Genomic DNA, 14736 nt, shown 5'->3' with positions numbered 1-14736 from the left:
ACCAACAAGCCAATCAAGCCCCGTGCATCCGCACGGGGCTTTTTTATCGCAATAGACGACAGGGAATCATCCGGCCACCGGGCCGCCGCACTCGTGCCTGCTAGCTGGCGGCCACGTTTCGTTGCGCGATCAGCCCTCCGACGACGATGGCGGCGAGCAGGCAAAGCCAGAAGACAGCAGCAAAGCTTGCTTCATTGCCCAGCAGCAGTCTGGCGACAAAGGACAGGAGCAAGGCCGCGGGCGTACCGACGATCAGGCCATGCCAAGCCCCGCGCAGCCCGGGCTCCTCGATACCGCGCCGCCGGCGCTTGCCAAGCCAGATATAGGTGCCGGTTCCGCAAATAGCCGTCAGCGCAACCCCGAACAGCACATAGGCCAGCTTGACCGGCAGGCCACCGAAGGTGCCGAAGTGCAAATCATAGGTCGAGGCGGACGCCTGCTGCCCGAGCTCGCCATCGGACAGCCCGGCGCTATGCTCGAAGCCGCCATCGGCATTGAACGCATAATATTCACCAAAGATCAGCCTGCGGTCGTGCGCACCGACGATCTGGACATGCTGGCCTCTGGTCAGCGGATCGTGAAGAATGGCGTAGGTCACCTCAACCTCGGGATAGGCCTCTGCCATGTGCGCCAGCGCGCCCGCGACATTGGGTGCCGGCGCCGGCCGCGGGTCGGGCTCGCCTTCCGCGCCGAAGATCGGACCATAGACCGCCTCGACATCGCCGTCATAGTCATCCGCGGCGATTGCGTAGGCGGCAACGCTTGCCAATCCGATCAGCGCGCCGGTCAGCGCGATTGCTACGGTGAAAGGCAGCGTCCAGACGCTCAGCCGGTTGTGCCAGTCGGCCAGCCCGGTGCCGTTGCCGTTGCGGGCGCGCAGGCGGAAGGCATCGCGGAAGATGCGCGGATGGGCGACCACGCCGCTGACCACCAACGCCAGCATCATCACGCCCAGGATCCCGACGATGGTGATGCCGATCAGCACGGGCAGATTGAGCGTATAATGGAGCTGCACCAGAAAGTCCGACCAGGCGATTTCTTCCGGCCCGGCCATCGTGCCCTCCGGCGTCAGATGCTGCGCCTGGGTATCGGTGGTGACGGTCGCGCGGGGCATGTCCTCGACCGGAAGATGGACATAGAGATGGGTCGTGGTCGGCTTGCCGGCTTCACTGGCCAGCACCGCCTCGATGCCGCGCTGCACCGCTTCCGGCGCGATCGCGGCCATTTCCGGGGCGGTCGGTTGCTCGACGCGCTGCAGCTCCTGATAGAAAACCGCGACTGTCCCGGTCAGTGAGATGATATAGAGCAGAGCTCCGGCGATCAGGCCGATTGCGGCATGGGCGGACAGGGATTTCTTCACCGTCCCCGGTTCGATGGCTTTGCTCATGACAGACTCCCGCTTACTAGCGATGGGATGGCGGTGGCGAAGGCAGCGGCCAGGATGGCGAACTGGCGCTTGCGGCTTTCACTCATCAGGATCAGGAAGACCAGCAGGGTCCAGCCAAGCGGGACAACAAACAATGCCAGCACATTGGCATTGGCCTCACTGGCCCCGACCAACAAGGCGAGCCAGCGGGTCGCGAGTCCCAGCGCAATGGCCGCGATCATCCCCGCCAGCACGACGATCACAAAAGTGGCAATGCGCCTGCCGAGCCGCATCGGCTCGCCCGCTTCGGGCAGCATGCCGGCGCGGCGGGTGGAGGCCTTGCGCCGGGCCGGCGGCGACGTCCATGCCGCGATGGCGAGCGCGACAAAGGCCGCGCCCATCGCCCAGAGCGACAGGATTGATACACCCCATGCCCCGGCATAAGCCCAGCCTGCCGTCACCGACAGGGCGAGCAGCAGCCAGCCGGCGGCGTTAAGCGCGGCCGATCGCCGTGGCCTCGCCCAGGAGAGGCGCAACACCGCCACCGCCGCCATGGCGCCGCCGGTTGCTGCGACAAAGAGACTCTCCGCGGCCATCAGAAACGGTAGCTCAGCGTGCCCATGACATTGCGTTCGGCGCCGACGAAACAGTCGCCGCGCGCCAGACAGGCCGAATAATGCCGCTTGTCGAACAGGTTGGTCGCGTTGACCGCAAAGCTCCAGCGGGCATAGGTGACTTCGGCCAGCGCATCGACCAGCGTATAGGAGGGCGTCAGTATGCCCGCCGGAAAGGCCGGGCCGAACGAACGGTTCTTGCCGACATGGCGCACGCCGCCACCGAGCAGCAGCGCGGTGTCATTGCCCAGATCGATGCCCTTGGTGGCCCAGAGCGAGGCGTTGAATTTCGGGACATTGTCGAGCTGACGCCCGGTGCCCGCCTCTTCGGCCTCGTTATAGCTGGCATTGGCGATGATGTTGAGATTGCCGGACAACGCCGCCGTACCTTCAAACTCGACGCCCTTCGACACCAGCGACCCGATCTGGATCTGGTCGAACGGATCGGCGGTGCTGTCGTCCGACACCGGCCGGTTGCTTTCCTTGATATGATAGCCGGTGACGGTCATCAGGATCGCATCGGTCGGATGGAACTTGATCCCCGCCTCGAACTGGCGGCCCGACTTGGGAATGAAGGCGCTGCCGTTGCTGGCGGTGCCGGCGATCGGTTCGAAGCTCTCGGTGTAGCTGAAGAAGGGCGAGACGCCGTCGATAATTTCGGCAATCACGCCAGCGCGAAAGGTCGTCGCGGCATCATGCCGGGTCGGACCGCCCATGCTCTGCGCGCTGGTCCAGTCGCGCCGGGCGCCAAGCACGACCGACACGCGGTCGAAGAATCGCATCTGGTTCTGGACATAGAGACCGAGCTGGTCCTGCTCGACATCCTCCGAGACATAGCTCGGCGCAGGCAGGCCGCCGCCATAGTCGGACAGCGCGTCATAATCGATATCGTAGATATCGAAATATTCGGTCGCAAACCCATCCGTCTTGTGGACCGTGTTGTAGCTGTAATCGATCCCCGCGAGCAATGTATGCTCAATCGCCGAGCCGGTGTTGAAGTTGAACTGGACATTGTTGTCGGTGGAGAAAATTTCCATCCGCGCGATGCTGCCGCTCGAGTAGAGTCCGATCGTGCGCTGCTCCGGGTCTGGCAGCGGCACGCCATCTGCGTCGAGCACCGGCAGGCCGGTGACGGGGTCGAGCAGTACGTAGGGATTGGCGGGGTTGGAATAGCTGTTCGGATAATGGGTGAAATAGGTCAGGTCGCTGTCGATATAGCGCGCCTTGAGATTGAGCTTCGCCGTCTCGCCGAAACGATGCTCGAACAGGGCGGTTCCCTGCAGCAGGCGGCCGTCATAGCGATCCCAGCCCGGCTTGCCGATGAACAGGTTGTTGGGCAGCTGGCCGTTGGGATTGGGCAGGATCGTTCCGACCAGCGGCAGGAATTGCGAGGTCGAGCCGCCGTCGTCTTCCTGATAGAGGCCGATCAGCGTGAAGTCAGTGTCGGGAGACGGCTTGAAGGTGACCGAGGGCGAGATCATCACCCGGTCGTCGGGCACATAGTCGGTTTGCGTGTTGGCATCGCGCACCCGCGCCACCAGCCGCGCGGCGACAGTGTCGCTCAGCGGACCGGTCACGTCGACCAGCGCTTCCTTGCGGTCGAACGAGCCATAGCGGATCGAGGCTTCGCCGCTCGCCTCGAATTCAGGCCGTTTTGACACGAGATTGACGATCCCGCCGAGTGCTCCCTGACCGAACAGCACGGAGGCGGGGCCGCGAACCAGCTCGACCTGGTCGAAATTATAGGGATCGGAGCGGATGCTGGCATAATAGCTGAAAATGTCGCGCATGCCGTCGCGGAACTGCAGGGCATTGATGCCGCGCACGAAGGCGCCATCGACCCGGCTGTCGGGTCCGTAAGGATTGGTGGTCACGCCCGCGACATAGTTCAGCGTGTCGCCAATGCTGACCGCGCCCTGCGCCAGATAGAGCTGGTCGTCGATCACGGTGATCGGCTGCGGCGTCTCGATCATCGGCGTATCGGTCTTGGTGGCCGTACTGCCCTCTTCCAGTGCTCCGGTGACGATGATGGTGCGCTGCTCCGCATCCGCCGCAGCACTTGCGGCCATGGCTGGCACAGGAGCAAGCGCGGTCGCGCACAAAATCGCAGTTTTCAGAAGTGGCATTGTTTTCGCTCAGATTTATATTGATGTGGGGCTACTATTGCGAATCATTAGCATTTGCAATAACCAATATTATCTGTTGTAAAATAACGCCGCGACGACGTTGATCCGGCAGCCAGGCGATTGCATGCGGGCGGCCACGCTTGCAGTGAAGCCGATCGCCGGCCGCTTCGCTCCGCGATTCCGATGCAGTGCTTGCATCTGCTTCCGAAACGCCTAAATTATGGGTATGAATTCAGCAGATCCCTACAAGTCCGGCAATCCGTTGCCACCCGACACGCCTGCCATCCTGGATGCGCGCTTCGCGATCGGAGATGTCGTTCGCCACCGGATATTCGACTTTCGGGGGGTGATCTACGATATCGACCCGGTGTTCGCCAACAGCGAGGAATGGTACGAAGCCATCCCCAAGGACCTGCAGCCGCCCAGAGACCAACCATTCTACCATCTGTTCGCGGAAAATGCCGATGGCAGCTATGTGGCCTATGTCAGCCAGCAGAACCTGCTGTCCGACGACAGCGGCGAACCGGTGGGGCATCCCGACGTGGCGCGCCTGTTCCACGCGACCGAGGGCGGAAAATACAAGCTGCACCGCATTCACCGGCACTAGCCGGCGAGCGGTCAGGACTTGATCTTCCAGCCCGATTTCAGCAGAAAATAGCAGACCAGCGCCAGCCCGACGTTGATCGCAAGCAGCACCAGCGCGCCCACCAGTATCGGTGAGTCGGCCACGCCGAGGAAGCCATAGCGGAACCCCGAAATCGCGTAGAAAAACGGGTTGGCGTGGCTGACCGCCTGAAAGGTCGGCGCCAGCCGGTCGATCGAATAGAAGGTGCCGGATAATAGCGCCAGCGGCGCGACCACGAAATTGGTAACCGCAGCGGCGTGGTCGAACTTCTCTGCCCAGATCGAGGTCAGCACGCCGAGAAATGAGAGCATCGCCGAGCCCATGATGCCGAACCAGAGCACCGCCCACCAGTGGGACACCCCGACGCTAACCCCGGGCCACAGGAACATCGCCAGCCAGACCGCAAAACCGACCAGAAAGGCGCGGGTCATCGAGGCCGTGACCAGCGCCGCCAGCAGCTCGCCGACCGACAGGGGCGGCGTCAGATAGTCGATGATCGTGCCCTGGATCTTGCCGACCAGCATCGAGAAGCTGCTGTTGGCAAAGGCATTTTGCAGCATGCCCATGCAGATCAGGCCGGGCGCGATAAAATCGGCGAACGGCGCGCCCATGACGCTGCGGTCGCCGCGGCCCATGGCCACGGTGAAGATGACCAGAAACAGCAAGGTGGTGATCGAAGGCGCCCAGACGGTCTGCAGCTGCACCTTGAAAAACCGGCGAACCTCTTTCCAGTAGAGCGCGGTGAATCCGCCCCAGTTGACCCCGCGGATGATCGGCACCCCGGGCTCGGAAAAGCGGGTTGCAGCCATTGTCTCGCCGTCTGTTCGGTTATTTTTGGTTTGGTCCAGCATATTGGTTCCGCCTATCGGCTCGCAGCGCCAATCACAAGCCATATCGCGCCAATCCGTGGCATTATCGTGGTTGTATAATCACCCCGGCGACCCTATATCGCCACAACTCGGAAATGATTGGGACTTTGCATGGCTTGGACGGATGAGCGGATCGATTCGCTGAAGAATATGTGGGAAAAAGGTCTGACCGCCAGCCAGATCGCGGAAGAACTGGGCGGCGTCAGCCGCAACGCCGTGATCGGCAAGGCCCACCGCCTTGGACTCAAGTCCCGCCCTTCCCCGGTAAAGGCCAAGCCACAGGCCAAGAAAAGCGCCAAGCCGGCGGCCAAGGCCAAGAAGCCCGCGGCCAAGACCGCTGCGGCCGACACGCCGAAGGAAGAACATGTCGCTCGCCGCGCGATGCCGCCACCAACCCCGGCCGCCCGCACCCATGCCGCGCAGCAGGCGCGCCAGCCCAAGCATGACGGCCCGAAGATCGTGTCCGTCGGCCCCGGCGGCTTCCTCCGCCAGGGTCCCGGCGACCAGCAGGCTCCGATTCCGCCGGCCCCGCCGCGCCGTCTGGTTCCGGCCAAGCCGAGCGACGAGATTGCCGACAAGACCAGCCTGCTCGACCTCAATGACAAGATCTGCCGCTGGCCGATCAATCATCCGGGTGAACCCGACTTCCATTTCTGCGGCGAGGAAGTGAACCCGGGCTTTCCCTATTGCGTCGAGCATTGTGGTCGCGCGTTCCAGGCGCAGCTGCCCCGCGGTGCCCGTCGCGCGCCGCCGCCGCTGCCCTTCGGCGGCCCGCGCGTCCGCTAGGCAACCCGCCAAATCCCGTGATTTTTCAACGCGCTGGCCAGAGACCGCATAAGTCTCTTGCCAGTGTGAGTCCTGCCCTCTTATAGGATCGTCCATGTCTGATGATCTGTTCGGGTCCAACCCGCCAAGCCATTCCAAAACCGGTGACTATGATGCCTCGGCAATCGAGGTTCTGGAAGGGCTGGAGCCTGTCCGCAAGCGGCCGGGTATGTATATCGGCGGGATCGACGAGCGCGCTCTGCACCATCTCGCGGCCGAGGTCATCGACAATTGCATGGACGAGGCGGTCGCGGGCCATGCTAGCCGGATCGAGATCACGCTCGACGCCGACAACCGGCTGACCGCCAGCGACAATGGCCGCGGCATCCCGGTCGATCCGCACCCGAAGTTTCCCGGCAAGTCGGCGCTCGAAGTGATCATGACGACGCTGCATTCGGGCGGCAAGTTTTCCGACAAGGCCTATGCCACCTCGGGCGGCCTGCACGGGGTCGGCGTCTCCGTCGTCAACGCCCTGTCGTCGGACACGGTCGTCGAGGTCGCGCGCAACAAGACGCTGTATCGCCAGACCTTCTCTCAGGGTCTCGCGACCTCGAAGCTGGAGGAGGTCGGCACCACCCAGAACCGCCGCGGCACCAGCATCTCCTTCGTCCCCGACGTCGAGATTTTCGGCGAGGGCAACCGCTTCAAGCCGGCGCGACTGTTCAAGCTGGCGCGGTCCAAGGCCTATCTCTACGCAGGCGTCGAGATTCGCTGGAAATGCGACCCCAGCCAGGCCAGCGACGATGTGCCGGCGGAAGCGGTGTTCCAATTCCCCGGCGGCCTGTCCGACCATCTGCGCGAACAGCTGGGGGGCCGGGAATGCGTCACCACCGATTTCTTCGCCGGCAGCCAGGATTTTCCCGACAATGAAGGCCGGGTCGAATGGGCGATCACCTGGCCGATCTGGACCGACGGCAGCTACAGCTGGTATTGCAACACCATCCCACGCCCAATGGCGGCACCCACGAAACCGGCCTGCGCAACGCGCTGGTCCGCGGCCTGCGCGCCTTTGGCGAACTGGTCCAGGTCAAGAAGGCGGCGCAGCTGACCGCCGACGACATCATCTCCGGCGGCGAAATGATGCTGTCGGTGTTCATTCGCGACCCGCAGTTCCAGAGTCAGACCAAGGACCGACTGACCTCGCCCGAGGCCACGAAATTCGTCGAGAATGCGATACGCGACCATTTCGACCATTTTCTCACCGACAATATGGATCGCGGCAAGGCGCTGCTCGGCTTCGTCATGGAGCGGATGGACGAGCGGCTGAAGCGGAAGGCAGAGCGCGAGGTCAAGCGCAAGACCGCCACCTCGGGCCGCAAGGTTCGCCTGCCCGGCAAGTTGACCGACTGTTCCGGCAATGACCCGGCGGGGACAGAGATATTCATCGTCGAGGGCGACAGCGCCGGCGGCTCGGCCAAGCAGGCGCGCGACCGCAAGACGCAGGCGATCCTGCCGATCCGCGGCAAGATCCTCAATGTCGCATCGGCGAACAGCGCCAAGATATTTGCCAATAGCGAAATCGCCGATCTGATCCTGGCGCTCGGCTGTGGCACCCGCAAGGACTGTGATCCAGACAATCTGCGCTATGAGCGGGTGATCATCATGACCGACGCTGACGTCGACGGCGCCCATATCGCGACGCTGCTGATGACCTTCTTTTTCCAGGAAATGCCGGAACTGGTCCGCCAGGGCCATCTGTTCCTCGCCCGCCCGCCGCTCTACCGGATCAGCGCCGGCGGCAAGAGCCATTATGCGCAGGACGAACGCGCCCGCGCCGCGATCGAAAACGGCCCGTTCAAGGGCAAGAAGGTCGAGGTCAGCCGTTTCAAGGGCCTTGGCGAGATGAATCCGAACCAGCTCAAGGAAACGACGATGGACCCGGAAACCCGGTCCTTGTTCAGGGTCACGCTGCCCCAGGAATATGAGCAGCGCGCCGGCGTCAAGGATCTGGTCGACCGCTTGATGGGGAAAAATCCGGAACACCGGTTCAACTTCATCCAGCAAAATGCAGCGAGCCTTGATGAGGACGTGATCGATGCCTAACAATTGTCTTCCGGCCACCAACCGAGAGGATGACCATCGTGCGCTTTCTTTCCGCTATTGCCCTGTGTCTTGTGAGCTGCTCGCTGGTGTCGAGGGCAGAGCCGGCCATGGCGCAGACCCGGCCCGTCATATCCGAACAGCTCGAGGCGCGCGCCGATGACGTGTTGCGCCTGTTGCAAGGCGCCGAAATCGAAGCCGGGGTGTTCGACGAGAATTTCCGCAATGCGGTCCCCCCTGCCCAGTTTCGCGTGCTCACAGCTCAGGTCAGGGCGCAGCACGGCAAGCCGCTGGCCATCGAATCGATCGTGCCGCAGAACGCCAATTCCGCGACCGTCCGGATCCGCTTTGAAAGGGCCATCGGAACCGTCACGCTGGCGCTCGAGGCCGGCTCGCCGCACCGGATTTCCGGCCTGTTGCTGACCGGCTTCGAAGCCGCTGCCGCTTCGGTCGACGAACTGCTCGCCATGATCGAAGCGCTTCCCGGTCGCCAGGGCGTGCTGATCCAGCCGCTGGACGGCCCCGCAGCGCCACCGCTGGCCACGATCGATCCGGACGGACGCTATGCCATCGCATCCGCCTTCAAGCTTTACATACTGGCGGAACTCGACCGCGCGGTGCGCACGGGCGAACGGAAATGGTCCGACGTGGTGCAACTGGGACCAAAGTCCCATCCGTCCGGGGTCAGTCAGGACTGGCCCGACGATGCACCGGTTACGCTGCACACGCTGGCGACCTTGATGATCTCGGTCAGCGACAACAGCGCCACGGACACGCTGATCAGGGTGCTAGGGCAAGAGAGACTGTCGGAGATCGTGCGGGCCGCGGGCCACCACGAACCATCGGAATTGCGCCCGTTTCTGATGACGCGCCAGGCCTCCGCCCTGAAAATGCCCGGCCATGCCGAACGACGGGACCGATTTCTGTCCAGCAGCCCGGGCGAGCGGGAAAAGCTGCTGGCGGAATTCGACAAGGCGCTTACGCTCGAAAGCCTGGATTTCCGCATATTGACCAGCAAACCCAATTATATCGACCAGCTGGAATGGTTTGCCACGCCGCAGGACATGGCCCGGCTGCTCGGGTTCCTGCACCGCAATGCCAGTCCGCAAACGCTGGCCATTCTCTCCGTCAACCCGGGCATTGGCCAGGATGCCGCGCGCAAATGGAGTTATTTCGGTTACAAGGGCGGATCGGAACCGGGCGTCCTGTCCTATAATTTTCTGCTGCGGTCGACCGAAGGCAAAGGCTATGCCGTGTCGGTCAATTGGAACAACCCGGAACAATCATTGCAGGAAAGCGAACTGCTCAGCCTCACCACCCGTCTGGTGAACCTGCTGGCAGAGTGACAGGCTAAGGCCTCCGGTCCTCTGCTCTATTCGGCCGGGCTCACCTCATAGGTGATGACATATTCGCTCCGGTCGCCGTTCATGGTCTGGGTATATTTTCCGGGCATGGAGCTGACCACGACCGTGCCGATCGTATCATGGCCGCCGATCGTGTCATGCTCCATCACCTTGAAGACCACCGGATCGGTCAGCTCGAAGGTCTCGCCGATCATCCAGCTGTCGCCCTTCTTGAATGTCTTGTATTTGCCGCCGCCATCCGGATATCGCTCGCCATTGTTGAACCGCAGAAACAGGTCATCGGGCAGACCCATGAACCCGGTCAGTTTGACATTCTGGATAACGATGCTGGAAACCCTGAGAGCTTTTCCGGAGCCGGGAGCCGTGGTTCCGCCTGGCTTTGCCAGCGCCACGGGCGAGGCCAGCAACGCCGAAATTTTCTGGGCCGCCAAGAGTGCATGTTCGCCGCCCGGAAACAGCGACAAATAGGTCGTGAAGGCGCTGACGCTGTCGGTAGCGAGGGCACCGCGCCAGGTAATGCTTTCCAGCTCGGCCTGGTTTATGCCTGATGCCGAGCTGCCGGTAGAGACCGACGCTGCTGTCGGCTCGGCTGCTCTCGGGATCAGATAGATTGGCGTACCCGTGATACTGGCGCTGACAAAGGGCCGCTGCTTGCCCCCGGTTGCCTTCAGCACGTCATCCCGCACGGTTCCGCCAAGCAATTGCAGCGGGAGACCGGGTTCCGGAAGGCGGCTGGCCAGTGACAGCGCGAAGGGAGAATTTGCGCCTTCGCCATCGCTGGCGGTCTGGCCCGGCGCAGCGGCATAGATCACCAGCACATCATCTACGTCAATACCCGCCAAGCCTCGGGTCACGGCGCGCGATCCGGCGCGCCAGCTGTTTGCAAAAGGATTGTTGCGGCAGGCATCCAGCACAACCACCCGTACCTGGGCGCCGGCGACGGTTTCCATCAGGCGGTTGAGATTGATCGTTTCAAACGGCAGGTCAAAGCTGGAATTCAGCTCTGCATCGGTGGGAACCAGCCAATTTTCTCCCTGCCCTTCCAGACCATGACCGGCATAGTAGACAAGAGCGATATCGGCACCATCGGCCTTTTCCCGGAACCTCCGCAAGGTAAGGCGAAAGTCGTCGACGGACTGATCGAGGGCAATGGTAACGTCATCAAAGCCCGCCTTCTTCGCCGCCTCGGCCACGAGATTGGCATCGTCGTCGGCATTTTCCAGAGGGCTGGTGTTGAGATATCCCGCGTTGCCGATGATCAAGGCAACCTTTTGCGCTTGGGCGCCGGAAGCGGCAAAAAGCAGCGCAGCTGCCACCCATAGTCCGAGTCTCGTCATAGCAAGTCCCCCACCCCACGCCTGTTACTACGCCGTACGGAAGGAACTGACAAGCTAGGCCGCTGCCAGCGCCTCCACCAGCGCCCTGACCTTCTGCTGCCGCCATTGCGGCAGCGGCGCCATCAGCCAGTATCCACGCGAGGACACGCTGTCTTCGCCGATGATTTCCACCCGCCCGGCGGCGAGATCGCGCTGCACCAGCATCCTGGGGACCCAGGCATAGCCGAAGCCGTTGGCTGCCGCTTCGATCGCAAGGCCGCCATCGGCAACCCGCATTAGGCTGTCCTCGCCCTCCGAAATCGGGCAGCCGGGCCAGTCGATCTTGTTGCCGCTGTTCGCACCCGGGGCCGCGATTTTCACGAAGACGGTATCGCCGAGCATCTTGCCCTCATGCTGTCCCGGGCCGTCGCCAAGCCAGACCGCGACGTCGAGATTGGCCTCGGTAAAGTCGATCTCATTGTCGGCCGCCACCAGTGCGAAGCTGGTATCCGGATTGTCGGCGGAAAAGCGGGACAGCCGCTCGTTCAGCCATTTCTGGGTGAAGTCGCGGGGCGCGGCAATGGTCAGCTTGTGCGAGGACTGGCCCGACTGCATCGCGCGGACCGCCTCTTCAAACTGCAGGAAGCCCGAGCGGAGCGCGTCGAGGCCGGCGGATGCCTCGTCGGTCAGTTCCAGTCCCTTGGGGGTCCGGCGGAACATCACCACGCCGAGCATATCTTCCAGCGCGCGGATCTGCTGGCCCACGGCTGCCGGGGTTACCGCCAGCTCATCCGCCGCCTTGGTGAAGCTGAGATGCCGGGCGGCGGCATCGAGCACGCGCAGTCCGTTCAGCGGCAAATGGGTTCTCTTCATTGCCCGACAGTCGGTTCGGGGAGCGGAAAATGGGGAATGCGGACCTCGAAGGCAGGCGGGGCACGGCCGACCATGACGAAATGGCCCTCCATCGATCCGCTGGGTGTATTGAGCGGACAGCCCGAGACATAGTCATGCGACTTGCCGGGCTGGATGACCGGCTGTTCGCCAATCACGCCCTCGCCGTCGACCATCTGCAGCCCGCCCCGTTCGTCGTTGATCCGCCAGTGGCGGGTCAAGAGCTGCACCGCCGAGTCGCGGTGGTTCTCGATCCGGATATGATAGGCCCAGAACCATCGCTCGCCACCGATGTCGGATTGCTCCGGCAAAAAGGTCACCGAAACCCGGACGGTAACCCCCTCGGTGGTCTCGGCAAAGGGGAAGAATGATTCCATGAGCATGATATAGGGTTAAAGCCCGACCGACGAAAGGGCCTGATCAAGGTCCTCGATCAAATCGACCGGATCTTCCAGCCCGACGTTGATCCGCAGCATGTCCTCGGTAATCCCGATCTCGACCCGTGCCTCCTCGCCCAGCCCGTGATGGGTGGTCGAGGACGGGTGACACATCAGCGAGCGGCTGTCGCCGATATTGTTGGAAATATCGATCAGATTCAGGCCGTTGAGCAGGGCGTGCGCCCGTGCGCGGCCACCGCCGACATAGAGCGAGAAGATCGGCCCGGCGGCTTCCATCTGGCTCATTGCGAGATTGTGCTGCGGATGGCTGGGCAGGCCCGGGTGCAGGATTTTCTCCACCCTTTGCTCCAGAAACTTGCCGACTTCGACCGCGTTGCTGCTCTGCCGCCGGATGCGCAGGTCGAGCGTCTCGAGTCCCTTGAGCACCACCCAGGCGTTGAACGCGCTCAGCGTCGGCCCGGTGTTGCGGGTGAAGGCCAGCAGGGTTTCCTCGATGAATTGCTCGCTGCCGCAGACCGCACCGGCCAGCACCCGGCCCTGGCCGTCCATCATCTTGGTGGCGCTGTAGGCGACCACATCGGCACCATATTCCATCGGCCGCTGCAGGACGTTGGTGGCGAACGCATTGTCGACCACGGTCGTGATGCCCTTGGCCCGGGCGATATCGCACACGCTGCGGATATCGATGACGTCCATGGTCGGGTTTGCTGGTGTCTCGAAGAAGAAGACCTTGGTCTTCGGCGTGATCGCCCGTTCCCAGTTTTCCAGGTCGCGGCCATCGACCACGGTGGTTTCGATCCCGAATTTCGGCAGCAGGCTGTCCGTCAGCCAGCGGCACGATCCGAACAACGCCCGGCTGGCGACGACATGGTCGCCGGCTTCCAGCTGGCAGAGCAAGGCCGCGGTCATCGCCGCCATGCCCGAGGCGGTGGCGCGGCAGGCATCCGCGCCTTCCATGATCGCGATCCGCTCTTCCAGCATCTGCACGGTCGGATTTTGCAGGCGGCTGTAGGTCATGCCCTCCTGTTCCCCGGCAAAGCGGGCCGCCGCATCTTCGGCGCAGTCGTAGCTGTAGCCCGATGTCAGGAACAGCGCTTCCGATGTCTCGCCGAACTCGCTGCGCATCGTGCCGCTGCGGATCGCCTGGGTCGCCGGGCGCCAGTTCTTGGTCACCGATCGGTTCTGGCCGGTATGTCTCTTCATGCTTCTTCCTAGTCGTCTGTCAGTTGGGCAACAACAGCGTCGCCAATTTGCGTGGTAGAGGCGTCGCCGCCAAGATCATGGCCCAACACGTCTTGCGCGAGGACGGCGGCAACGGCCGCTTCCACTCGCTCGGCCGCCGCGTCCATGCCGAAACTGTGCCGCAGCATCATCGCCGCCGACAATATCATCGCGCAGGGATTGGCTATGCCCTGCCCGGCAATATCCGGCGCGCTGCCGTGGATCGGCTCGTACAGGCCTCGTGTGCCTTCGCCCAGCGAGGCCGAGGCCAGCAGGCCGATCGAGCCGACGCACATGCTGGCCTGGTCGGAAAGGATGTCGCCGAACAGATTGCCGGTGAGCATCACGTCGAACTGGCCGGGATTGCGGACCATCTGCATCGCGGCATTGTCGACATACATGTGGCTGAGCTCGACGTCGGGATAGCCGGCGGCCACTTCCTCGACCACCGCGCGCCACAGCACCGAGGTCTGCAGGACATTGGCCTTGTCGACCGAGCAGAGCTTCTTGCGCCGCCCCTGCGCTGCCTTGAACGCGACATGGGCGATGCGCGCCACCTCGTCCTCGTCATAGGCCATGATATCATAGCCCTGGCGACGGCCGGTCGCGGTCTCGCGCTGGCCCTTTTCGCCGAAATAGACATCACCGGTCAGTTCGCGCAGAATCAGCAGGTCAATCGCGCCGGCGATCTCCGGCTTCAGCGCCGATAGATTCTCGAGACCGGCAAAGGCCTTGGCCGGTCGCAGATTGGCGAACAGCTGCAATTCCTTGCGCAGGCCGAGGACGGCGCTCTCGACCCGCAGCTCGCGGCGCAGACCGTCCAGCTCCGGATCGCCCACCGCCCCGAACAGGATGGCATCGGCCGATTTCGCCAGTTCCAGCGTCTCCGGCGGCAGCGGATGGCCATGGTTGCGATAGGCGACGCCGCCGACATCGGCATGATCGAGGCGCAGGTCGGGCAGATCGAGGGCTTCCAGCACGCGCAGCGCCTCGACCATGATTTCCTGACCGATGCCGTCGCCGGCAAGCACCGCAATATGCATGAATATTCCTTCCTGTAAGCGCGCCGTTCCTGCCGAGA

General features: G+C 63.1%; 12 protein-coding genes and 1 pseudogene. 4 read left to right on the top strand and 9 right to left on the bottom strand.

All coding sequences use genetic code 11. The features are described 5' to 3' along the window. Positions 1 to 100: 100 nt before the first annotated feature. From V7650_RS03000 to V7650_RS02990, 3 genes are read right to left on the bottom strand one after another with little or no spacing between them, the layout of a single operon-like run. Positions 101 to 1387 carry a PepSY-associated TM helix domain-containing protein gene (locus V7650_RS03000; RefSeq protein WP_335654755.1) on the bottom strand — a complete coding sequence of 429 codons (1287 nt, stop codon included), beginning with the start codon at positions 1385 to 1387 and terminating at the stop codon, positions 101 to 103. Continuing rightward, on the bottom strand, positions 1384 to 1962 hold the full coding sequence (locus V7650_RS02995) for a hypothetical protein (RefSeq protein WP_335654754.1): 579 nt from the start codon (positions 1960 to 1962) through the stop codon (positions 1384 to 1386). The genes V7650_RS03000 and V7650_RS02995 overlap by 4 nt, the downstream gene beginning before the upstream one ends. Next, entirely contained in the window at positions 1962 to 4106 is a 2145-nt protein-coding gene (locus tag V7650_RS02990) for a TonB-dependent siderophore receptor (RefSeq protein WP_335654753.1), read from the bottom strand. The genes V7650_RS02995 and V7650_RS02990 overlap by 1 nt, the downstream gene beginning before the upstream one ends. Positions 4107 to 4326: 220 nt before the next feature. Between V7650_RS02990 and hspQ the strand changes: the two genes are divergently transcribed. After that, positions 4327 to 4713, top strand: a complete 387-nt coding sequence (hspQ, locus tag V7650_RS02985; protein WP_442955247.1) for a heat shock protein HspQ — start codon at positions 4327 to 4329, stop codon at positions 4711 to 4713. Between the two features lie 11 nt (positions 4714 to 4724). Here the strand turns inward: hspQ and V7650_RS02980 are convergent, their stop codons facing one another. Continuing rightward, positions 4725 to 5540 carry an ABC transporter permease gene (locus tag V7650_RS02980; RefSeq protein WP_335654752.1) on the bottom strand — a complete coding sequence of 272 codons (816 nt, stop codon included), beginning with the start codon at positions 5538 to 5540 and terminating at the stop codon, positions 4725 to 4727. Between the two features lie 171 nt (positions 5541 to 5711). Between V7650_RS02980 and V7650_RS02975 the strand changes: the two genes are divergently transcribed. From V7650_RS02975 to V7650_RS02965, 3 genes and pseudogenes are all read left to right on the top strand, one after another. Further along, the gene (locus V7650_RS02975; protein ID WP_335654751.1) at positions 5712 to 6386 is read left to right on the top strand and encodes a GcrA family cell cycle regulator; all 675 of its coding nucleotides are present in this window, start codon (positions 5712 to 5714) and stop codon (positions 6384 to 6386) included. A 94-nt stretch (positions 6387 to 6480) separates the two neighbouring features. After that, positions 6481 to 8468: pseudogene (parE, locus tag V7650_RS02970) on the top strand (DNA topoisomerase IV subunit B). Between the two features lie 38 nt (positions 8469 to 8506). Then, on the top strand, positions 8507 to 9811 hold the full coding sequence (locus V7650_RS02965) for a serine hydrolase (protein ID WP_335654750.1): 1305 nt from the start codon (positions 8507 to 8509) through the stop codon (positions 9809 to 9811). A gap of 26 nt (positions 9812 to 9837) precedes the next feature. Here V7650_RS02965 and V7650_RS02960 read toward each other — a convergent pair whose 3' ends face one another. The 5 genes from V7650_RS02960 to leuB are packed head-to-tail and all read right to left on the bottom strand — an operon-like array spanning position 9838 to position 14698. Next, a complete protein-coding gene (locus V7650_RS02960) occupies positions 9838 to 11166 on the bottom strand; it encodes a caspase family protein (protein WP_335654749.1) in 1329 nt (442 codons plus the stop codon). A gap of 54 nt (positions 11167 to 11220) precedes the next feature. After that, the gene (locus V7650_RS02955) at positions 11221 to 12018 is read right to left on the bottom strand and encodes a LysR family transcriptional regulator (RefSeq protein WP_335654748.1); all 798 of its coding nucleotides are present in this window, start codon (positions 12016 to 12018) and stop codon (positions 11221 to 11223) included. Further along, a complete protein-coding gene (gene apaG / locus V7650_RS02950; RefSeq protein ID WP_335654941.1) occupies positions 12015 to 12413 on the bottom strand; it encodes a Co2+/Mg2+ efflux protein ApaG in 399 nt (132 codons plus the stop codon). The genes V7650_RS02955 and apaG overlap by 4 nt, the downstream gene beginning before the upstream one ends. A gap of 15 nt (positions 12414 to 12428) precedes the next feature. Beyond that, a complete protein-coding gene (locus V7650_RS02945; protein WP_335654747.1) occupies positions 12429 to 13637 on the bottom strand; it encodes a trans-sulfuration enzyme family protein in 1209 nt (402 codons plus the stop codon). A gap of 8 nt (positions 13638 to 13645) precedes the next feature. Beyond that, positions 13646 to 14698 (bottom strand): 3-isopropylmalate dehydrogenase, encoded by a 1053-nt coding sequence (gene leuB / locus V7650_RS02940; protein ID WP_335654746.1) that lies wholly within the window; start codon positions 14696 to 14698, stop codon positions 13646 to 13648. Positions 14699 to 14736 lie beyond the last annotated feature (38 nt).

The sequence above is a fragment of the Parasphingorhabdus sp. genome, from assembly GCF_036964565.1.
Taxonomy (GTDB): Bacteria; Pseudomonadota; Alphaproteobacteria; order Sphingomonadales; family Sphingomonadaceae; genus Parasphingorhabdus.
The sequence above is the reverse complement of the archived record's forward strand: the minus strand, read 5'-3'. Positions and strand labels throughout refer to the sequence as shown.

What these genes read in the sequence shown, in the direction of transcription:
- V7650_RS03000 (WP_335654755.1), bottom strand. Translation starts at nt 1,387, where the DNA reads ATGAGCAAAGCCATCGAACCGGGGACGGTGAAGAAATCCCTGTCCGCC.
- V7650_RS02995 (WP_335654754.1), bottom strand. Translation starts at nt 1,962, where the DNA reads ATGGCCGCGGAGAGTCTCTTTGTCGCAGCAACCGGCGGCGCCATGGCG.
- V7650_RS02990 (WP_335654753.1), bottom strand. Translation starts at nt 4,106, where the DNA reads ATGCCACTTCTGAAAACTGCGATTTTGTGCGCGACCGCGCTTGCTCCT.
- hspQ (WP_442955247.1), top strand. Translation starts at nt 4,327, where the DNA reads ATGGGTATGAATTCAGCAGATCCCTACAAGTCCGGCAATCCGTTGCCA.
- V7650_RS02980 (WP_335654752.1), bottom strand. Translation starts at nt 5,540, where the DNA reads ATGGCTGCAACCCGCTTTTCCGAGCCCGGGGTGCCGATCATCCGCGGG.
- V7650_RS02975 (WP_335654751.1), top strand. Translation starts at nt 5,712, where the DNA reads ATGGCTTGGACGGATGAGCGGATCGATTCGCTGAAGAATATGTGGGAA.
- V7650_RS02960 (WP_335654749.1), bottom strand. Translation starts at nt 11,166, where the DNA reads ATGACGAGACTCGGACTATGGGTGGCAGCTGCGCTGCTTTTTGCCGCT.
- V7650_RS02955 (WP_335654748.1), bottom strand. Translation starts at nt 12,018, where the DNA reads ATGAAGAGAACCCATTTGCCGCTGAACGGACTGCGCGTGCTCGATGCC.
- apaG (WP_335654941.1), bottom strand. Translation starts at nt 12,413, where the DNA reads ATGGAATCATTCTTCCCCTTTGCCGAGACCACCGAGGGGGTTACCGTC.
- V7650_RS02945 (WP_335654747.1), bottom strand. Translation starts at nt 13,637, where the DNA reads ATGAAGAGACATACCGGCCAGAACCGATCGGTGACCAAGAACTGGCGC.
- leuB (WP_335654746.1), bottom strand. Translation starts at nt 14,698, where the DNA reads ATGCATATTGCGGTGCTTGCCGGCGACGGCATCGGTCAGGAAATCATG.